24 protein-coding genes are annotated in these 19530 nt (G+C 56.5%); 6 read left to right on the top strand and 18 right to left on the bottom strand.

Annotated features, from left to right (window positions below; genetic code table 11):
• Positions 1 to 42: 42 nt before the first annotated feature.
• On the bottom strand, positions 43 to 1383 hold the full coding sequence (locus FEU76_RS11335) for a cytochrome P450 (RefSeq protein ID WP_144983098.1): 1341 nt from the start codon (positions 1381 to 1383) through the stop codon (positions 43 to 45).
• Between the two features lie 204 nt (positions 1384 to 1587).
• Here FEU76_RS11335 and FEU76_RS11330 point away from each other — a divergent pair, with 204 nt between their 5' ends.
• Positions 1588 to 2508, top strand: coding sequence for a glutaminase (locus FEU76_RS11330; RefSeq protein WP_016914137.1), 921 nt, complete (start codon positions 1588 to 1590; stop codon positions 2506 to 2508).
• Between the two features lie 45 nt (positions 2509 to 2553).
• On the opposite strand, the gene FEU76_RS11325 is transcribed toward FEU76_RS11330, so the two are convergent.
• Entirely contained in the window at positions 2554 to 3402 is an 849-nt protein-coding gene (locus FEU76_RS11325; RefSeq protein WP_144983095.1) for a bifunctional transcriptional activator/DNA repair enzyme AdaA, read from the bottom strand.
• A 92-nt stretch (positions 3403 to 3494) separates the two neighbouring features.
• On the bottom strand, positions 3495 to 3953 hold the full coding sequence (locus FEU76_RS11320; protein ID WP_144983092.1) for a hypothetical protein: 459 nt from the start codon (positions 3951 to 3953) through the stop codon (positions 3495 to 3497).
• A gap of 149 nt (positions 3954 to 4102) precedes the next feature.
• Here FEU76_RS11320 and FEU76_RS11315 point away from each other — a divergent pair, with 149 nt between their 5' ends.
• Positions 4103 to 4705: a YqaA family protein gene (locus FEU76_RS11315; protein WP_039179656.1), complete on the top strand. Its 603-nt coding sequence runs from the start codon at positions 4103 to 4105 to the stop codon at positions 4703 to 4705.
• A gap of 27 nt (positions 4706 to 4732) precedes the next feature.
• Here the strand turns inward: FEU76_RS11315 and FEU76_RS11310 are convergent, their stop codons facing one another.
• Positions 4733 to 5140, bottom strand: a complete 408-nt coding sequence (locus FEU76_RS11310; protein ID WP_039179653.1) for a DUF4019 domain-containing protein — start codon at positions 5138 to 5140, stop codon at positions 4733 to 4735.
• Positions 5141 to 5204: 64 nt separating this feature from the next.
• On the bottom strand, positions 5205 to 5672 hold the full coding sequence (locus tag FEU76_RS11305; protein WP_144983089.1) for a GNAT family N-acetyltransferase: 468 nt from the start codon (positions 5670 to 5672) through the stop codon (positions 5205 to 5207).
• A 98-nt stretch (positions 5673 to 5770) separates the two neighbouring features.
• Here FEU76_RS11305 and FEU76_RS11300 point away from each other — a divergent pair, with 98 nt between their 5' ends.
• Entirely contained in the window at positions 5771 to 6520 is a 750-nt protein-coding gene (locus FEU76_RS11300; RefSeq protein WP_016914144.1) for a class I SAM-dependent DNA methyltransferase, read from the top strand.
• A 16-nt stretch (positions 6521 to 6536) separates the two neighbouring features.
• On the opposite strand, the gene FEU76_RS11295 is transcribed toward FEU76_RS11300, so the two are convergent.
• Together FEU76_RS11295 and FEU76_RS11290 are read right to left on the bottom strand one after the other, a co-directional pair.
• Positions 6537 to 7007, bottom strand: a complete 471-nt coding sequence (locus tag FEU76_RS11295) for a DUF1456 family protein (RefSeq protein ID WP_016914145.1) — start codon at positions 7005 to 7007, stop codon at positions 6537 to 6539.
• A gap of 8 nt (positions 7008 to 7015) precedes the next feature.
• On the bottom strand, positions 7016 to 7438 hold the full coding sequence (locus tag FEU76_RS11290; protein ID WP_144983087.1) for a tetratricopeptide repeat protein: 423 nt from the start codon (positions 7436 to 7438) through the stop codon (positions 7016 to 7018).
• Positions 7439 to 7632: 194 nt separating this feature from the next.
• Here FEU76_RS11290 and FEU76_RS11285 point away from each other — a divergent pair, with 194 nt between their 5' ends.
• Complete coding sequence (locus FEU76_RS11285) at positions 7633 to 8829, top strand: DEAD/DEAH box helicase (RefSeq protein ID WP_144983084.1); 1197 nt, start codon at positions 7633 to 7635, stop codon at positions 8827 to 8829.
• Between the two features lie 50 nt (positions 8830 to 8879).
• Here the strand turns inward: FEU76_RS11285 and rho are convergent, their stop codons facing one another.
• Together rho and FEU76_RS11275 are read right to left on the bottom strand one after the other, a co-directional pair.
• Positions 8880 to 9854: a transcription termination factor Rho gene (gene rho / locus FEU76_RS11280; protein ID WP_144983081.1), complete on the bottom strand. Its 975-nt coding sequence runs from the start codon at positions 9852 to 9854 to the stop codon at positions 8880 to 8882.
• 378 nt (positions 9855 to 10232) lie between these two features.
• A complete protein-coding gene (locus tag FEU76_RS11275; protein ID WP_144983352.1) occupies positions 10233 to 10445 on the bottom strand; it encodes a Txe/YoeB family addiction module toxin in 213 nt (70 codons plus the stop codon).
• A 94-nt stretch (positions 10446 to 10539) separates the two neighbouring features.
• Between FEU76_RS11275 and FEU76_RS11270 the strand changes: the two genes are divergently transcribed.
• Together FEU76_RS11270 and FEU76_RS11265 are read left to right on the top strand one after the other, a co-directional pair.
• Entirely contained in the window at positions 10540 to 10779 is a 240-nt protein-coding gene (locus FEU76_RS11270; RefSeq protein ID WP_016914150.1) for a type II toxin-antitoxin system ParD family antitoxin, read from the top strand.
• Complete coding sequence (locus tag FEU76_RS11265; protein WP_144983078.1) at positions 10779 to 11072, top strand: type II toxin-antitoxin system RelE/ParE family toxin; 294 nt, start codon at positions 10779 to 10781, stop codon at positions 11070 to 11072. The genes FEU76_RS11270 and FEU76_RS11265 overlap by 1 nt, the downstream gene beginning before the upstream one ends.
• A 76-nt stretch (positions 11073 to 11148) precedes the next feature.
• On the opposite strand, the gene FEU76_RS11260 is transcribed toward FEU76_RS11265, so the two are convergent.
• The 9 genes from FEU76_RS11260 to FEU76_RS11220 form a co-directional block, all read right to left on the bottom strand.
• Positions 11149 to 11565, bottom strand: a complete 417-nt coding sequence (locus FEU76_RS11260) for a hypothetical protein (protein WP_144983075.1) — start codon at positions 11563 to 11565, stop codon at positions 11149 to 11151.
• A 99-nt stretch (positions 11566 to 11664) separates the two neighbouring features.
• Positions 11665 to 12198, bottom strand: coding sequence for a hypothetical protein (locus FEU76_RS11255; RefSeq protein WP_144983072.1), 534 nt, complete (start codon positions 12196 to 12198; stop codon positions 11665 to 11667).
• A 58-nt stretch (positions 12199 to 12256) separates the two neighbouring features.
• Positions 12257 to 12748, bottom strand: a complete 492-nt coding sequence (locus FEU76_RS11250; RefSeq protein WP_186299139.1) for a hypothetical protein — start codon at positions 12746 to 12748, stop codon at positions 12257 to 12259.
• A 96-nt stretch (positions 12749 to 12844) separates the two neighbouring features.
• Positions 12845 to 14551 (bottom strand): P-loop NTPase fold protein, encoded by a 1707-nt coding sequence (locus FEU76_RS11245; RefSeq protein ID WP_144983064.1) that lies wholly within the window; start codon positions 14549 to 14551, stop codon positions 12845 to 12847.
• A gap of 94 nt (positions 14552 to 14645) precedes the next feature.
• Entirely contained in the window at positions 14646 to 15587 is a 942-nt protein-coding gene (locus FEU76_RS11240) for a restriction endonuclease (protein ID WP_144983061.1), read from the bottom strand.
• Positions 15588 to 15671: 84 nt separating this feature from the next.
• Positions 15672 to 16343, bottom strand: coding sequence for a type I restriction enzyme HsdR N-terminal domain-containing protein (locus tag FEU76_RS11235; RefSeq protein WP_144983058.1), 672 nt, complete (start codon positions 16341 to 16343; stop codon positions 15672 to 15674).
• A 696-nt stretch (positions 16344 to 17039) separates the two neighbouring features.
• Entirely contained in the window at positions 17040 to 17651 is a 612-nt protein-coding gene (gene cobO, locus FEU76_RS11230) for a cob(I)yrinic acid a,c-diamide adenosyltransferase (RefSeq protein ID WP_096922788.1), read from the bottom strand.
• Between the two features lie 19 nt (positions 17652 to 17670).
• Entirely contained in the window at positions 17671 to 18111 is a 441-nt protein-coding gene (locus FEU76_RS11225) for a YtoQ family protein (protein WP_016914164.1), read from the bottom strand.
• A 106-nt stretch (positions 18112 to 18217) separates the two neighbouring features.
• Positions 18218 to 19528: a cobyrinate a,c-diamide synthase gene (locus tag FEU76_RS11220; protein WP_144983055.1), complete on the bottom strand. Its 1311-nt coding sequence runs from the start codon at positions 19526 to 19528 to the stop codon at positions 18218 to 18220.
• Between the last annotated feature and the right edge of the window lie 2 nt (positions 19529 to 19530).

Raw genomic sequence — 19530 nt, 5'->3', positions numbered from 1 at the left:
CGCCCTGCCACCCCGTGCAAGAATCCCGATGCGCCACGGGGCTTAGCGATGCACCCGAAAGCGCAAATGGAACGGGCTCAGCAGGCCCGGCATGGGGGCCTCTGCGGAGAGCTTGTCCGGGGGATGAAGTATGATGCGGGCCTGCCCCAACAGGGCAGCCAGGCAGTGGCTGGTGACCAGCAGCACCACATGCCTGCCGGGGCAGATACCCGGCCCACCGCTGAACGGCACCAGCGGCCAGGGCGTTTGGGTGTGGCTACGGCCTTCCGGCGTCAGCCAGAGCTCGGGGGTGAAGCGATGGGCGGCGTGCAGGTAGCGCTCGTCGCGATGAAAGTAGGGTGCGTGAATCAGTACCGACGTGTTGGCGGGCATGGTGCCTGCCTGCCACTGGGTTGGCTGGGTGGTCTGGCGCAGCAGCAGCGGCGTGGTGGGCCACAGCCGTAGCGCTTCCAGCAGAGTGGCCTTGAAATCATCCAGCGGGTGGCCCTGTTGCGCTTTGGCCAGCGCCTGCGCCGCGAAATCAGGATGCGCGCTGAGCAGCGCCAGGGCGCGGAAGGTCGCCATGCCCGCTGGCTCGAAGGCAAACAGCCATTGAGGCACCTGCTGCAACGGTGCCTGCTCCCGGCCAGGGCACTGCTGAGCCAGCGCAGACATCAGGCTGCCGGGTGCCGCTTCACGCAGGTAATACGCCAGGCGCTGCTCGAAGCGCTTGCGCAGGCGCTGGCGCTTGGGGCGCAAAAAGCCCCAGTTGGCCGCTTTGCGCAGAGCAGTCAGCTCCTCGGTCAGTACGCGGTCATCGGCGGCGGCGTCGCCCAGCACCACGCGACGAACGATGCGGTCCCAGGTCAGCAGAAAGGTCGGCCAATCCAGCTCGTCATAGCGGGTGGCGACCCGCTCCAGCAGTGCCGTGACCTCTTCCTGCACTACCTGCACGAACGCCTCGGAAGCATCATGGTGAGGGCAATCGCTTTGCAGAACCCGCTCGTTCAGCGCCCTGCGCTGCTCGCGGGCCTCTCCTTCGGAAATCAGCGAGAACCCCGGCTCGAAGTGGCTGAGGGCACTGTGCTTGGCTTGCTCATTGGGTGAAAAGGGGGTGGGCGTATGCTCCAGCACATCGTTGGCATCGGCGGGGTCCAGCACCACCGCCATGGACTTCATCGGCACCTTGAGCATCAGCGGCCCGCGGCCATACTTCTCGCTCAGCGACTGCATGCGCTGTACGGCACGGGCGTCCAGCGACAACCGCTCGGCAACGCCGACCACATGGGGGCGACGAATGATCACCCCTTTGGCAATATTGGGCGCCAGCACCTGGCACAGAATGGCCAGCGTATCGCGCAGTGACGCCGTGGGCAGCGGCCCCGCGTTGGATATCCTATCCATGAAAGCTCCTTTGACCGGGCAGGGTTCAGGCTGCAGTGTAGATGCCACCAGCCCCGCTGCAAGGGCTCCCACGGCAAACAGCATGTTTATCAACTCAAAGGGGTATCAAGGTTATTCCGCAGCGCCACAGCGGGCTGCCGCCAGCAGACAGCCGGGCTTTTTTCCGCTAGGGTAGCGGCTCTTGAAGCGAGCGATGACCCCGAGATGCAAACGCTACTGAACGAGATTGCCGACGAGCTATCCCACGCCACCGAGCGCGGCAAGGTGGCCGACTACATTCCCCAACTGGCCCAGGTCGATCCCAACCAGTTTGCCATCAGCCTGGCCACCGTCGAGGGCGAGCGCTTCTCGGCGGGCTGCGCCACCACGCCGTTCTCGATTCAGAGTATTTCCAAGGTCTTCACCCTGACCATTGCGCTGGGCAAGCTCGGCGATGCGCTGTGGTCCAACGTCGGCCGCGAACCCTCCGGCGACCCCTTCAACTCCATCGTGCAGCTGGAACACGAGAGCGGTAAACCGCGCAACCCGTTCATCAATGCTGGGGCCATTGCGGTGGTAGACGCCATCATGATGGGCCACGCCCCCAAGGAAACCCTGGCCGAAATATTGAGCTTCGTGCGCTATATCGCCGACGACAACAGCATCTGCTTCGACCATCAGGTCGCCGCCTCGGAAATGCAGCACAAGGACCGCAACGCCTCGCTGGCGCACTTCATGAAAGCCTTTGGGCGGCTGCGCCACGACGTGGACAAAGTGCTTGGCACCTACTTTCACCAGTGCGCCATCGCCATGAGCTGCGAGCAACTGGCCCACGCCGGGCTGTTTCTGGCTTCCGACGGCGTCAACCGCCCCAGCAACCTGCGGGTGGTGTCGCCCCAGCGGGCACGCCGAATCAACTCGTTGATGATGATGTGTGGCCACTACGATGCCTCGGGCGAGTTTGCTTTCCGCGTGGGCTTGCCGGGCAAGAGCGGCGTGGGCGGCGGCATTCTGGCCATTGCGCCGGGGCGCGGCTCGCTGGCCGTCTGGTCACCGGGGCTGGATAGCTACGGCAACAGCCTTCTGGGGGTGCGCGCCCTGGAGATGTTCGTGCAGCGCACGGGCTGGTCCATATTTGGACATTAGCGTGCGCTAGCTGGGCATTAGAAGGGCACTAGCCGGTCACTCGCTTCAAGCGCTGTCCGAGGATTCCAGATGCTGGGCCGCTTCCCAGGCCTGCACCTGGCGTTTCACCTCCAGCCCCCAGCGGTAGCCACCCAGGGCGCCGCTTTGCTGAATCACCCGGTGGCAGGGAATCCACAGCGCCACGGGGTTGGCGCCCACCGCGTTACCCACCGCCCGAGACGATTTCGGCGCCCCCAGCCACTGGGCGATGTGGGAGTAGCTGGCAAGCTGCCCATCCGGAATCATCAGCAGTGCCCGCCACACGTTGAGCTGAAAGTTGGTGCCCCGCACATGCAGCGAAAGTGTACCAGGCGCTGCGCTGCGCGGCGGTTCGAACAGCGCCTCGACGGCGTAACGCGTGGCGTCCGGCTGGTGGCGCAAGGTACAGCGCGGCCACTCGGCAGCCAGCTGCGCCAGAATCTCCGCTTCGGGTGTCGCTGCCAAAAAGCCCATGCGGCAAATGCCTCTCGGGGTGGTGGCGACCAGCACCTGGCCAAACGGCGTGGGGTGAACCCCATAAGCAATTTCCACGCCCTCCCCCTGGCGCTTGAACTCCCCCGGTGTGACCGCTTCCAGCGTCACGAAATGATCGTAAAGCCTCGAACCGCCGCTCAGCCCCAGCGCTTCGGCGGTGTCGGCAAGGCTCTGGGAAGAAGCAATCAACTGCTTGCCCCGCGCCAGCGTCAACGCTTGTAAAAAGCGCTTCGGACTCACCCCGACATAGCGGCTGAACAGCCGCTGAAAATGGAACGCACTCAAGTGTACCTGCTCGGCCACCGCCTCCAGGCTCGGCTGCTGGGCGGCGTGGGCCACCATGAAGGCCATGGCTTTTTCGATACGGGCGTAGTCGTTCATCGCGTCCATCTCACGGGCAAAGGGGCAAAAGAGGCTGATGCTCGCTAGAGCTTACCCAGTGAAAGGCCCGACACCTACCCGAATCTTGCGCACTACACATGCCGGTAAATCACCCGCAAGGGTTGCCCCAGGTGGCCTTGCAGCGACTCGGTCTGTTGGGGGCTCATGGCCCCTGTTCTGGGGTTGATGGCCGTGAGCGAAAACCGAGCGAACCCTTGGGGGAAGGAGTAGTCGAGCTGGTGCACGCTGGCGTCACTGCCGCAGCACGGTAGCGTCTGGGGAAGGAGCGCAAAGCCACGCTGTGCGTCGTAATCCTGATCCATCAGGAGATGCCACTCAGGAAGGGTCAGCTCTTGCGCGCACAGTTGACAGCGCACGTACTCGAAGTTGCTGCCACAGTCATGAAACATCACATGCTCTGATATCTGCTCGTCTATACTCTCTGCCTCGGGCATCCACTGCCACAACGCAGCCTTGGCCTGGGCTACCTGCTGCGCAGTGGGCAGATAGTGAGGCTCTGCCGGAATGATGACGATATGATGATCACTCATGTGAGTCACTCCGTGTGAGTCGGTCAAAGTGCGTCGGTCAAAGTGCGTCGGTCAATGAATACGCAACAGTCTACTCTACACGACAACCCCGCACATTCCTCATGTGCGCCGCCGCCAGTCGGCCATGCCATTTACGTCAGGAGGACACGATGGCGCTGATCTCTACCCGTACCCAGCACTGGCTGGAGCGTTTGAACGGCTCCAAACACATGCTCTGGCTGATCGCCACCCTCTCGTTTCTGGAAACCATCATCCTGCCCGTGCCCATCGAGCTGGTACTGATCCCGTTGATGGCGGTGAACAAACAGCGGATCTGGGCGATTGCCACGGCCACCACGCTGGGCTGCCTGGTGGCGTCGCTGGTGGGCTATAGCGTGGGCATGGTGCTCTATCAATCGCTGGGGACCTGGTTTATCGAGTTCATGGGCATGGAAGAGAGCTATCAGGCGTTTCAGGGCTTCTTCAACCGCTACGGGTTTGCCGCGATTCTGGCCATCGGCATTCTTCCCATCCCCTTCCAGGTGGCCATGATTACCGCCGGGCTTTCCGGTTACCCCATCCTGCTATTCGTGCTGGCAGCGCTGCTTTCACGCGGGCTGCGCTACTACGGGCTGGCCTGGCTGGTGAAACGCTATGGCAAACGGGTTGAAACTCTGTGGAAGCGTCATGCGCTGATGACCAGCCTCGCACTGGGCAGCGCGGTGCTGGTCATCGTGCTGGTAATGCAGGCATTGGCGGGAATGATCGTGTGATGGGCTAGCGGCTGATTGGCCCATCCCTCACTCGATATAGTAACCACTGACCCGCCAGGTGCCGTTTTCCAGATGTGGGGTTACTACCTCGACCACTCGGGGGCGGTTGGCAAACTGGGTCTGGAAGGTAACGACCTTGAAGTCGCCCCGTTCAGCGCCGGGCATGGAGGTGTACTGCGAAACGCGCACTCGGCGGCGCGATTGCACCGAGCCAAAGTCCTTGCGCGACAGCGCAACGGTGCGTTCAAGCATAGTGGCAGAAAGCGGTGTGCTCAGCAGTGGCGAAGCGGCTTCCCATGCCTGTTCATACTCACTGTTATCGATCTTCGCCAACCACGCCAGCGCCGCCTCCTCTGCCGCCTGCACAGATGCCTGAGCCGTTGCGGTAAGCATCAACAGGGCAGCGGACAACAACAGAGCACGTAATTTGGGCATGGCAGACTCGTTAGTGGCTAAGAAAAGACGTACCTTTCTATTATCGGAAAATCGCCAGGATTCTTTAGCCCTCCTTCAGGCATAGCCGCATGAAACAGCTATTGGGATCAAGCCGGTAGCTGCCAAACGGCCCGCAATACTCGAACCCGAGCCGAGCATATAAACGGCGAGCGGGCTCGAAGAAAGCCATCGAGCCCGTCTCCAGATAGACGGTGTGATAGCCCCGAGCGCGGGCCTCTTCCAGCACGTGCGTCAACAGCCGGGCGCCCACGCCCTGCTGGCGGGCAGCGGGCGTGGTACGCATGGACTTCAGCTCCGCCTGGCCCTCCCCCAGCGCCTTGATTGCCGCACAGCCCAACAGCTGGCCGTTCTGGCGGGCGCTGTAAAAGGTGATATTGGCTGCCTTGAGCGCGGTCACGTCCAGCGCATGCACGCTTTCCGGTGGCGAGGTGGCGTGCATGTCGGCCAGGTGCTCTTCCAATAGCGCCACCACATCCTGCGCTTCCAGCGTTTCAATTCCGATATGTATCATCGCCCTCTCCGTTGGCTAGCCAAACCCGGCTTCTCAAATACGAAGCGCTCGTATACCATGCGCCACCTCTTTCCTTTAGCGTTCACCGTTAGGCCACCATGTCCGTCAACGCGCTCTACACCGACCTTTCCGGCTATTACGATCTGATGTGCGTCGACATCGACTACCGCGCGCAAAGTAACGCCATTCATCGCCTGCATCAGCTGTTTGGCAACGCGGGCAGCCAGCACCTGGACCTGGCCTGCGGCACCGGCCCCCACGTGCGCCATTTTTTGGATGTGGGTTACACCAGCAGCGGGCTGGACATTCACCAGCCGATGCTGGACCTGGCGGCCACCCGCTGCCCGGAAGCTCACTTTTCGCTGCAAGACATGGGCCAATTCCAGGTGGATGAGCCGGTGGATTTGATCACCTGCTTTTTATACTCCATCCACTACAACGCCAACCTGGAAAAGCTGAGCGCCTGCATCGCCAGCGCCCACCGCGCCCTGCGCACCGGCGGCGTACTGTGCTTCAATAGCGTGGACAAGGAGCGCATCGACAACGCGCTGTTCGTCAAGCACACCGCCCAACAGGGCGAGGATCGCTTCACGTTTCGTTCGGGTTGGCACTATGCGGGGCAAGGGGAACGGCAAACGCTGCGGCTCAGTATCGAAAAGAGCACGCCTGCGGTCACCCAGGTATGGAATGACGAGCACCCCATGGTGGCGGTCAGCTTTGGCGAACTCATCGCCCTGCTGACGCCCTACTTCGAGGTGCACGTGTTCGAGCACGACTACCAGACCATCACCCCGTGGGACAACGCGTCTGGCAATGCCATCTTCGTGTGCGTGAAGCGCGACGGCTAAGGTATCACCTTAGCCGTCAGCTCTCCTGGCTGGGGCGCTGCTGTTGCTGCACGCCCATCAGGAAGTTGCGCAGCATCTGGTCCTTGCACTCGCGGTAATTCTTGTGGCTTGGCTTGCGGAAGAACGCGCTCAGCTCGTGGGGGCTGAGCGGTAGCCCCACCTGCTCGAACACTGCTAGCACGTCTTCGGCCTTCATGTTCAGCGCAATACGCAGCTTCTGGAACACCATGTTGTTGTTCAGCTGGGTTTCCGGCGCAGGCACCGGGCCTTCGCGCTTGCCCCGCTTGAAGCTGATGAAACCATTCAAAAACGCCGCCAGCTCACGGTTCTTCATGGGCACCAGCGCTTCGTCCTCATCCTTCTTCAGCCAGGCCGTTACCTGGGCAGGCGTCACGTCCACCTCTGCCAGGGCGAAGATATTGACGATGGTGGCTTCCTTCAAATCGAAGGCATAGCGAATACGGCGAAAAATATCGTTATTGGTCAAGGTGACTCCTAACCGTTGGTGAGCGTGGCCAGCAGCTCGTCGATCTCTGCTTTCAGCTCGTTGTCTTCAATCGTTTGGGCGCTGGCCTGGGCGCGCTGCAAGCTTTCGATGGCGGCCTGGGGCTCGCCCAGCTCCACCTGCAGGGTGGCCATGGAAAAGCCAATCGAGGCCAGATGGTCGTTCGACTGCTTGGCCACTGCCTTTTCCAGCGCCTTTTGGTAGATCGGCAGCGCGTCTTCCAGCTCTTCGGTGAAGTCGGCCAGGGTTTCCCACTGCTCGGGGTGGTCTTTCTCGGTGTTCTCATGCTCGGTGCAGATCGCCTGCAACTCGGCGTAAAGCGCCTCAAAGGTGGCGCGGTCATCCCTGGACGCGGCCTTCATCAGCTTTTCGGCCAGCTCGTACACCGCCTTGTAAATTTTGGTGTTGATCATCAAACCACGACCTTATCGACGTAAAACAGCAGGCTAAAGCACACAGGCTTCGCCGGGAAGGGGGCATTATACCTTGTGTAAGGCGGGGTACGGTGACGCCGCGGGCAATATTCGAGCAACGGCGGGCCGATTTTACGCTATGCTGCACCACTTTTTACGTTCGACCCACCTACGACTCGCTGTCAGGGCCCCTTATGCCTTTTTCTACACTCGGTTTATCCACTCCCCTCGTTCAGGCGATTACCGAACTCGGTTACCAGACGCCCACGCCCATCCAGGAACAGGCCATTCCCGCCATTCTCTCGGGGAAGGACCTCATCGCCACCGCCCAAACCGGCACCGGCAAAACCGCCGCCTTCGTGCTGCCGCTGCTGGAGCGCTTCAGCAACGCAGAAGCGCTGCGGGCCAAGCGCATCCGCGCGCTGATTCTGGTGCCCACTCGCGAGCTGGCGGTACAGGTCAACGCCAGCGTGGCGCAATACGCCAGGCATACCCAGCTCACCTCGATGGCCGCGTATGGCGGTGTGGATACCGCGCCCCAAAAGGAGCGTTTGATCGAAGGCGTGGACATTCTGGTGGCCACACCGGGCAGGCTGCTGGACCTGGCCCATCAGCGCGCCCTGCACTTCGACGAGCTTCAGGTCATGGTGCTGGACGAAGCGGACAGAATGGTCGACATGGGCTTTGTGGATGATATTCACAAGATCATCGTGCGCCTGCCGGAACAGCGCCAGAACCTGCTGTTCACGGCCACCATGACCCAGGACGTTCGCGCCCTCGCCCGCAGTTTTTCAGACAGCAAGATGACCGACCTGGCCGCCAACATCGCCATCACCCCCAACGTTCGCGCCGCCGACACCATCGAACAGTGGCTGATCACGGTCGACAAGGACACCAAATCCGCCCTGCTCAGCCACCTGATCAACGAACAGGCCTGGGACCAGGCGCTGATCTTCGTCGAGAAAAAGCACAGCGCGGCCAAGCTGGTGGCCCAGTTGGAGAAACGCGGCATCGTCGCGGACTCCATCCATGGCGGCAGAAGCCAGGCCATGCGCGAAAAGATTCTGGCCCAGTTCAAAACCGGTGAGCTCAAGTACCTGGTGGCCACCGGCGTCGCCGCGCGGGGGCTGGATATCGGCGAGCTGAGCCGAGTGGTGAACTACGACTTACCCTTCCAGCCGGAAGAGTACATCCACCGCATTGGCCGCACCGGCCGCGCCGGGGCCTCCGGGGAAGCCATCTCGCTGGTGGACATCAGCGACTTCAAGAACCTGTGTGCCATCGAACGACGCATGAACCAGCTCATCGAGCGCAGGGAAGTGGCAGAGTTTCCGGTCAAGAAGGCCGTCCCGGCCTCCAATTTGAAGCATGTGAAGAAAGGCAGCCGCTAGACGTTGCACGCAGCGTCGGCGAGCGATGGCCCGCAGGCAGGTGGCAGGCCTTACCCCTGAGCGGGTGAAAACGCCGCCAGCAGCTCGGCGTTGGTGGGGTACTTCTCCATCAGCGCCAGCAGCTTCTGCGCGCCGTCGGTTGGCTTGAGCGGCGTCAAGGCTCTGCGCAGGCTGCGTACCTTTTCGATCTCGTGGGCCTCGATCAACAGCTCTTCGCGGCGGGTACTGCTTTTGGCAATATCGAGCGCCGGGAAGATGCGCTGGCTGGCCACCTCCCGCGACAGCACCAGCTCCATGTTGCCGGTGCCCTTGAACTCCTCGAAGATCACCTGATCCATGCGGCTTCCCGTCTCCACCAGCACGGTGGCCAGAATGGTCAGCGAGCCGCCGTTTTCGATGTTCCGTGCCGCCCCGAACAGTTTGCGGGGGATTTCCAGCGCCCGGGTATCCAACCCGCCCGACATGGTACGCCCACTGCCCCGCTGCCCCGCGTTGTGCACCCGGGAAAGCCGTGTCAATGAGTCGATCACGATCATCACATCGTGCCCCTCACCGGCTTGCCTGCACGCCGTTTGCAGCAGGCTATCGGCCACGCGCGCATGGTGGGCGTAGCTTTCGTCAGACGACGAAGCGTGCACCTCGGCGGTCACGCTGCGCTTGAAATCGGTCACTTCCTCCGGGCGCTCATCGATCAACAGGGCATACAGCTTGATCTCGGGATATGCCGCCGCCACGGCCTGGCAGATATGCTTCAACAGCGTGGTTTTCCCCGCCCCCGGCGGCGCCACGATCAGCCCGCGCTGCCCCATGCCAATGGGCGTGATCAAATCCATCGCCCGCACGCTGTGCTCACGAACGCCGTTGGCGAGATAAAGGCGCGGGGAAGGATGAATGGCCGTGCCGTTGAGAAAGCGCTTTTCGGGGTCGGTGTGTGATTGCTCTTCGGGTGAGGAGTCGGCCACTGTGTCGGCGGGCTTGGCCTCTGGGGGCCGTTTCGTTTTGAGGCTTAGGGTTTTGCGGGTCATGGTTGGAGCCGTCTTGTCAAAGTGAGGATTCGTGGTTGGCCGTGTTCGTGGTGACTCGACGGCGGATGTTAAACGTAGGCATGGTATTCAACGACCTCCCTGACGGTACACAGTGCTTTTTCGAGCTGCTGAATATCTACCGATGCTAGCGCAAGACGGATGGCATGGGGCACCTGGGCTGCCGTTGAAAAAGGAGCAGCGGTAGACACTGATGCGCTGTTCCAAAAGCGCCACTGTTCCCTCTTGCACCCATTGGCGTGCCATCGCCGTCACCACTGCTGGCGTATTTCAGGTCGTCGCACGAATCGTGCGTTCTATCTCGGCGACGTCGGGCCGTGAATAAAGGCTAATACATCCGCAACAGCCGTTGGTTATGCATTATTCGTAGTGGCTCCAGAGCCTGAGAACTTTCACCACTCGCTCGTCATCGAGCACTTGATAGACTAGGCGATGCTGAATATTGATGCGGCGTGAATAAGCCCCCGCAAAATCACACACGAGTTTCTCAAACGGAGGCGGCTTGCGGTATGGGTCTTCGGCTACCAGCGCTAGCAGTTCCTGCGCTTTTGGTTTGAGGCCGATGGAGGCCAGCTTCGCAGTGGCGCGACTTTATCGCGTCGGCCTGCCTTGCCTTGTTATGGGTGCTTTGCCATGATATACCAATATTTGGTACAGGAGTCTCCCCATGGCTAGAAATACCAGCATTACACTCGGCCCCCACTTTGACGAGTTTATAGCCACTCAGGTTGAAAAGGGCCGCTATGGCTCGGTGAGCGAGGTGGTACGTGCCGGACTGCGTCTGCTTGAAGAAACGGAAAGTAAGCTTGAACGGCTCCAACGCCTCCTGGATGAAGGCGAGCAGAGTGGAATAGCAGAGTATTCCCTTGAAAGCGTTATTACAGAACTGGACAACGAAGCTCACTGATGCGTCCATACCTGCTCACTGCCTCTGCCCGAAAAGACGTTGTCGAGATAGGCCGCTTCACCACCGAAAAGTGGGGAAAGCGCCAACGCGATACGTACCTCAGGCAGCTTGACGATGCTTTCAAGCTGCTCGCTCGCCAGCCTGATATTGGCCGCAATGCGGGTGACATAAAACCAAGGTACAAAAAGTTCAGTCAGGGCAGTCATGTAATCTTTTACAGAGCCGGTACGGAATCCAGGATCGTTGTCATCCGAATTCTCCACAACAGTATGGATTTGGAGCAGCATCTTTAACGCCCGCAACAACGGCGGAGCGAAGCGACGTCCGGACCCGCGGGGCCGTATTGATTGCGATTGTTATGGGTAAACTTCACTTCTTTGCCAATTTTGATGCGGCGTTTTTGATTTTCTCCTCAGCTAATAGCTCATCGAAATTTATTCCGAATCTTTGCTCCATGCTTTTCAAGCACAGATCAAGCGCTCTGAGAATATGAAGATTGTTAGCTCCAAACGCATAATATGCAGACTGGTACCTTTCTTCACCCAATACGCATTGAGCTATTTCACCTGAAGTGGACTCAGTGCGCGGGAGCTTGCCTCGATACTTCTCTTTCATACCTTTCTTGTTTGTAAAGGTAACGGGGTATCGAAAACTTCGTCCCTCACCTTCCCATACTCCCCCAGGTCCAAAGTTTTGGATATTGCCGTTATAGCACTCACTCCCAATCGTATGCTCAAGGTCATGAAGCAGGTTGAAGAAGGCTAAAGTTCGTTTTTTCTTTGCCATTGCACAAATTCCTAGTTGTATCCATAACGCCCGCAGCACGCGCGGCTTTGTAGTGAAGGCGCAGCCGCAACGAAAAAGCCGTCGCCGTGCCTGCGATTGTTATGCATTTCCATCTCCAGCCTTCTTTTTGATCTTAGCAATGCGCCCTTCAAAGCCTCCTTTAGTTCCATCATTAAGATCATGCGAGATCGCAATTTCACAGACCTCAATTGCCCTTTTATATTCACCTTCCTCAGTTAACAAGGTGGCGTACTTTTGAAATGTAGTGACACGAGGCAGAATTCCATCAAGACTCTTCACCAAGGCTGGTTTAATATCCGGAAACTCTTCAAGGTGCTGCTCTGCAACCTGAGCACAGAACTCCTTAGCCTCTAAATCCTCCTTCCTGCGCTTGTAAGTCTCGTCAACCAAAGTCATGAGCAGAAAATGGCGATCAACGAGGTTGGTCTTTTTATCGAGCGCGGCCCGCATTTTTGCAAGGTCTCGAGAAGTCCACGCATCGAATGCCTGATCTGTTGGTGTTAATCGGCCATCTCGAATCGTATAGCGTGACTGCTGAGACTCAGCAGCTGAGCTAGACTGGGGTTTCTGTGTCTGGCGCCCAAACAAAGCCTCTTTGAGTTTTCTTAGCATAGGATTTCACTCTGATGCATAACGCCGCAATCACGCGCCTGTCGCGTGCATTGCATGGTTATGCACCAATCTCTTTGAACATTTCGTCCTGAATTTTTCTGAGTTCTGACGCCTTTGAGAATAGGAAGCTGTCATACTTATCTCCGATGATTGCGCCAGCCCCACCAAGAATATAATCCACAATTCGGGGGATACTATCCCCTTGGCTATCTGAAGAAATTCGCCACTCTTCGACCTTGGCGCCTATCGCAGGATTCAGCGATTTTATAACAGTCTCGGTATAGCGAATATCTTCTGAGAGCGAGCGAAGCTTTTCTGTTCTATCTGGAGACCAGTCTTGCTTCGCCGTTGCATGAATATCCGCAAACGTGGCAATCAACGACTGAATGTTCTTCAGCAGGTTGTCTCCCTTCAAAATCTGCTGCCTGCTCACAGCCATAGCTCGCTGCAGTCTATATGCGAAAATAGCAGTGAACGCAGCCGCGATTGTGGCGATTCCAGCAAAGAACGTAGCTGCTGCCGAAACCCAGTCTGGCTCAATTTCTAGCATCATCTACTCTGTATACCTCCATTAAGTGCATAACGCCTTGCACAGCGGCGCGAGGAACGAGCGTCCGACGCCGTAGGCGTGAACTGCCGCAAATTGTTATGCGTCATCTTCGATTATGACTCCAAATTTCTTCACCCGGCGTCGATTCAACCGAGACCTTTGCCCTATGATCTGAAGTGCTTCCTCCAAGTTTCTACCGATCTTTTCTCGAACATCGTTACCATTTGACCATTCTCTGAATTTGAGCCCAACTCTCACGTACTGATCAAGATGCTCGCCCCTTTCACTATCGAATATAGAAACGTAATCTTCGGGAGTAGACTCCGCTAATACCTCCTCGTCTATCGGAGACCATCCATTTGTAGTTGACAGCCGCTCCAAGACATCTAAAAGCGAGGGTCGGCTATCGATTTTCTCGTACTCGGACGCGAAAACCTCTCTAATTTTTGAGTCTGTGACATCGCCGCCAAAAGCGTAATCGTTGAGGTCGAATACCTTTGGTTGATCTTTACGAGCGAGCACATACTGCTCAATAATTTTGTCCGCAATCTCTTCGCGACCCAAATCTCTCAAAAGCACTACTGTGCCATTCAAGTTTGTCGGACTGACTGTTTTAGCGTTTCTAACCAAGCTTCGCTGCAACTCTTCAACGAGTTGATCTTCATTCTCTTCGAATGTGTTGTGATAAAGACTCCAAGCATCATGAAACTCCTGCGTAGATTTATGCTGGAGAACTTCTTCATTTCGTGCAGTGGCTATTTTATTAACTTCTTCCAAGTCAAAAAAACCGGCCTCCACCCCCCTAGCAAGAACCTTATCCAGTTGATTGGTAGTTCGATAGCCAAAACTCATAAGAAATTTATGCCAAGGCTTTTCATTTTCAGGAATCTCTTTATCACCCCCTATCCTGAACAACTTACTCCCGATATTGGCAACGTAGTCTAACGGTGGAATTAACGGATTTCCTGCCCGATAAAAGCACAAACAAAAAAGCACCACCGAGCTCACGACTTCCCTCTGGACCTCGATTTCTAGATCACTTATTGTCGCTGACAGGATAGAGATGTAACGCTTGGTTTTGAGTAGCGTTCTAATGTTTGACGAATTTAGGCTGCAAGCATACTCATTTGCAATATCAAAAATACCACGCTGAGCATCAAAAGCTATATCAACATTATCCTTAACGCTCGGCCGGTATTCCAACTCGATATCAATGACTTTCTCCCTATACTTTATATATTCATCCATGCCATCTTCACCGTCATTTAACAGAAGTACAACCTTGCAGCATCGATGCTCTTTTAAGTAAGAGATAAGGCCTAATGAATCTCTCGAAGACAATTTTTCACCTTTTCTTTCCATATCATCCACACAAATCAATGTGTTTCGTACAGAAAGAAAAGAAGCAGAATCAACGGCCCTTGAAAACCCATTCAGCGGCTTGGTGCTAAAGATAGTCTTCAGTGCCCTTTTCCCTAGAATCTGTGACACTTTTCCAACATTTTCGGAGAATGATTCAAGCGTAATAGGTTTACCTATCATGCTTCTCGGAACAGTATTTTCAAATATCGCGTACTTGAATCCTTCTAACGAATCAATACCAAAAAGCGAAATATACGAGTATGACTTCACACTTTCGTGCAAATTCGTATTCACTACTTCTGAAATTAGCTCATTCCAAAAATGAGTTTTCCCTACACCCCATCCACCTCGAATAGCGATAACCGATGCTTCATCAGACTCTAGGAAGCGAATAAGGCAGGTTCTAACATTCTCGATAGATAGATAGGGTTTATCTGTCATTGTGCATTCCAGTTACAATCAGCAGGCAGAGAACTCATGTCGTATAACTCCGCATTCAGCGGCTTGTCCGCTGCAATGCTTTGTTATATTCACGTTAACCTAGTCCGCCTAGGAACTGAGGAAGCATAGCCAAGTCTCTTACATTTTCAACTTCACTTTGCGTTAAGTTTCGGCAAACATAAGGGTAAGCCTTAATTAATATGGACTTTTCTTGATCAAATGCTTCTTCACTGTATTGAATTTTCGGATCATTTAATTCATTGCAAAATGCCATAACTGCTTTCAAGTACAATGTAGGTGTAAAATAGTCTCGGAGTTCAGCCCAAGCATCTACATATCCATCTGTGAAGTAACGTTTGGATAAGATACGGTCACAATCACCACCACAACAGACATATTGGTTTCTTATCTTTTTGATTAAACCATCGTCACTCTCTTCATATTTACTCCACGAAGTTACAATACCACGATTGTCAAAATCCAAAACAGAGTCGCAAAGGTGACACTTAAAAGGCTCATGGTCAGAAAATATCTGAGCAGGCTTTGGATTTTCATCTGCCCAGTTTTTGAAGGACTCAGGAAAATATCGTTTTGCTAAATCTAGGCATTTAGTGTTTGTAAGTAAAGCTTGTTCTATTTTTGATGAATCAAAAAACTGATGCTCAATTCCTTGAATGCTTTCAACTTTAGCAACTAAGCCTGATGAGGGCAAAGTGGAATAAAAACCAATAAAGCCAGTGCAATTGTGAGCCCTTAATGAATCAGATATCTCAGGCTCATCTGTTTTCAAAACAGATGCTCCAGAATGAGCTTTGTGTTTACAGCTCACTAACCATCTAACCTCAGTATTACTGGCAATACCTTTTCTAGTCTCAATTAAGATTAAATCTTTACCACCATCTGCTCCACGTCCGGGAGTTGAGTGAATTTCATAGCCTATTTGCTCAAAAAAATCCCTAGCAAATAGCTCGAACTTATCTTGTTCTCCACCACCCTTATGCGGCATTGGAATTTCTTTAAAATCTAGAATAGACATCTATTACTCTTTTATTAGTGAATATAACGCCGCGCTCTGGGGCAAACCGAAGCGCAGCGTAGGTTTGTCCCTAGCAGCGCTTTGTTAGCTGCGATCTTGTTCATTTTTAGCTTTTTCCCACTCTATGCCAAGCCCTTTGAATTTTTGTGCAAAGGGGATTACAACTAGGGCTACACATGCACCCAATAAAGCCATTCTTTCTGCAGTTAAAAGCTCGATTTCATATTGAGCACAAATAAAGTCAGCGATTACAACTGATAAAAGTATGCCTGCGAGAGCCCAAGAGACTTTCTGAAAGCTTTCTATTGTCTCACTCTTCTCTTTCCTGATTTCTGTTTTCCGCTCTGCAGAGTCATCTGCTGTTAGAGCAGGAAAAGTAGGAAACAAAGCAAAATCGGACTTTATTAACGCTCCCTCTTCATTAAACACATAAAGATCAAATGGAAACATGCCTTGTGGTGATTCTGATTCTGTTACCAAAAACAGAGGTATGCGTTCCTTTTCTATGGCTTTGCTGTATGCAGACAACTGGCGGTAGGTATTTTCAGTATCTTTTAAATGCCGACCTTTAATTTCTATAATTGCTAAACGTTCTTTTTTGACCGGATCAACAATAGCAAAATCGGGCCGGTAAGAGCGCTTACCGTCAGTAGCAAGAAAAGCTGGCTCATAGACTATGGAATCTTTGGGATAGCCTAAAGTAACTAAGTATTCAGCAAAATTCTTTTCTAGTGCTGACTGGTATTTCTCATCCATCTGAAGTCTCATTTCTCCGTTTAGCAGCTAACAGTGTGATTATACGCCCTTCCACATAAAACTATTGAACACGCCAGCATGATTATTGATGTTATATCGCCACTCAAACAGGCATAAACCATTGTTTCTAAAAGACTATAGCTGACTTATGGCAGCATAACCAAAATTCGCGTGCCCGCTGCTTTTTACGGTTTCATCATACTCTATTGATAAATTTGGCTTTGGTCACGCAGATTTTTGGAAAAATTGCGTTGGGTCAGTTTGAGGAATGTGGGTGAGGGGATGTGGCGGGTTCGGGGCGGCTGAAGGCCGCCTTCGCGGGTGCCTTCCTCGCTCGTTGCTCTCGCTCGGGCGTTACGCCGCGCTACGGCTGGGGTGAGGTTTGGTGGCTTGATCGTCGCGAGCTGAAACTGCCTCCCACAAGGCGGCTTCGGGGCGGCTGGCGCCGCCTTCGCGGGTGCCTTCCTCGCTCGTTGCTCTCGCTCGGGCGTTACACCGCGCTACGGGTGGGGTGAGGTTTGGTGGCTTGATCGTCGCGAGCTAAAGCTGCCTCCCACAATGCAAGTTCGGGGCGGCTGGGGGCCGCCTTCGCGGGTGCCTTCTTCGCTCGTTGCTCTCGCTCAGGCGTTACGCCGCGCTACAAGTTGCCATCGACCATTTGCATTGCCGTTACCCCCTTGCGCGTTTCGCCTCACTTCAAAGCTCGATGCCTTTTTGGGCTTTGATGCCTTGGTCTTTGAAGGCGTGTTTGACGACTTTCATTTCGGTGACGGTGTCGGCGAGGTCGATGAGGGGTTGGGGGGCGTAGCGGCCGGTGACGATGGCGTGTTGCATGGGGGGGCGGGCTTGCAGGTCGTCGAGGACCTGGTCCAGGTCGAGGTACTCGTAGCGCAGGGCGATGTTGAGTTCGTCGAGCAGTACCATGTGGTAGCTGTCGTCTTGCAGCATGCGCTTGGCTTGTGCCCAGGCGGCGTTGGCGGCGGCGACGTCGCGTTCGCGGTCCTGGGTGTCCCAGGTGTAGCCTTCGCCCATGACGTGGTAGTCCACGTTGGGCAGGTTGCGGAAGAAGGCTTCTTCGCCGGTGCTGAACGCGCCCTTGATGAACTGCACCACGCCTACCTTCATGCCGTGGCCCAGGGCGCGGGCGAGCATGCCAAAACCGGAGCTGCTTTTGCCTTTGCCGGGGCCGGTGAGCACCAGCAAGATGCCCTGCTCTTTGTCGGCGCGGGCGATGCGCTCGTTCATGATTTTTTGCTTGGCCGCCATGCGCTGGGCATGGCGTTCCGGGGTTTTGGCATTTTCGCGCATGTGGGCTCCTTGGGGTGTTTTACGCTTTCAGTACGTAGCGCAGGGTTTCCACGACCTGATCGGTGGTGGTGCACCAGGCTTGGGCCTGGGCGTCGACTTCTTTCAGCGGGTGAACGATCTCTTCGCTGTGCAGCGTGATGTAGGGCTTGGCCAGGGCTGCGCAGTAGCCTGCATCGAAGGCGGCGTTCCACTGCTTGTACTTGTCGCCGAAGCGCACCACCACCAGATCGGCTTGTTCGATCAGGGTGCGGGTGCGGATGGCGTTCACTTTGGAGGACTGGTGGTCGCGCCAGAAGCCGTTGTCCGGCTTGCCCAGGTGGTCGCCTGCGGCATCGGAGGCGTCGTGGTCGGTCACCGGGGCGGTGAAGACCACGTCCAGGCCTGCGGCTTCTGCGCCGCGTTGGATCTCTTCGCGCCAGTCGGTGTGAATCTCGCCGGAAAGGTAGACGTAAAAGCTCATGGTGGCTCCTTGGGGTTGGGGAGTGTGTGTCGCCCTATCATAGCCCACTGGGCTTTATGGAAAAACCTTCCACATTTGATTTGCGGCGACCCGCCTCCCCTGCCCGTTACGGGCTAGGCTGCAGTGCCTGGCCGGTGAAAATGTCCGCCACCAGCCTGGGCGCGGAGGGAAAGTAGCCGTGGAAGTAGCTGGCCACCAGCGCGCCCTCGATGTAAATCGGTTCGGCTTCGCTGCCTGCCAGCTTGCGGGTGCGGGCCAGCGGCTTCAGGGAGGTGTCCAGCAGCGAGTGGTGGTAGGTGTGGCCGCGCAGTTCGCCGCGTTGGGTGTGCAGGCTTTGCAGCCCAAGCGCAGTGAGCTTTCCGGCCATTCTGGCGGTGCCCGGCAGTAGCCCCAGCATGGCGTGGCCGTTGCCGTCGCCATCTACCAGCTGCTCTACGCAGCTCATCAGCCCGCCGCACTCGGCCAGTATGGGCTTGCCTGCCCAGTGGTGGGCGCGAATGGCGTCGTGCATGGGCTGGTTGGCGCTGAAGCGGGCGGCGTGTAGTTCCGGGTAGCCGCCGGGCAGCCACAGGGCATCGCACTCTGGCAGCGCTGTGTCATCGAGCGGCGAGAAGAAGCGCAGCATGGCACCCATCTCTTCGAGCACGTCGAGATTGGCGCGGTAGAGAAACGCGAAGGCGTCGTCTTTGGCGATGGCGATACGCACGCCGCGCAGATGTGCCGGGGCAGGTGTGGGGGCCTCAGCGCTGAGCGTGACCCGCTTGGGCAGGCGGCCCAGCCCGGCCTCTTCCAGTACTTTCGCAGCGGCATTCAGCTGGGCATCCAGGCCGCCCAGTTCGCTGGCTTGCACCAGGCCCAGGTGGCGGTCGGGGATCTGCATGGCCTCGTGGCGGGGAATGGCCCCCAGCAGGGCAATGCCTTCCGGCATGCTCTCGGCCAGCAGTTTGCCGTGGCCGGGGCTGCCCACGCGGTTGGCGATCACTTCGTGAATGGCGAGATCCGGGTGGTAGTTGGCCAGGCCCTGGGCCACCGCGCCGAAGGTTTGCGCCATGCCCCAGGCATCGATGACCGGCAGCGCGGGAATACCCGCCAGCATGGCCAGGTCCGCGCTGGAGGGCGAGCCATCGAACAGCCCCATGGAGCCTTCCACCAGAATCACATCGGCTTCCTGGGCGGCTTTGGCCAGCCGCCAGCGGCACTCGTGCTCGCCGGTCATCCAGGGGTGAAGCTGGTACACCGGCTGGCCAGAGGCGACCTCTTGCACCATGGGGTCCAGGTAGTCGGGGCCGTGCTTGAACACCCGCACGGTGCGCCCGGCATTGCGGTGCAGCCGGGCCAGTGCCGCCGTCACCATGGATTTGCCCTGGCCGGAGCCGGGGGCGCTGATCAACGCGGCGTGTGCTTCACCTTGCAACATGT

The sequence above is a fragment of the Halomonas sp. C22 genome (assembly GCF_007655045.1).
In the GTDB taxonomy this organism is placed as follows: Bacteria; Pseudomonadota; Gammaproteobacteria; order Pseudomonadales; family Halomonadaceae; genus Vreelandella; species Vreelandella hamiltonii.
Note: the sequence above shows the minus strand (reverse complement) of the source record. Positions and strands in the feature narration are given on the sequence as shown.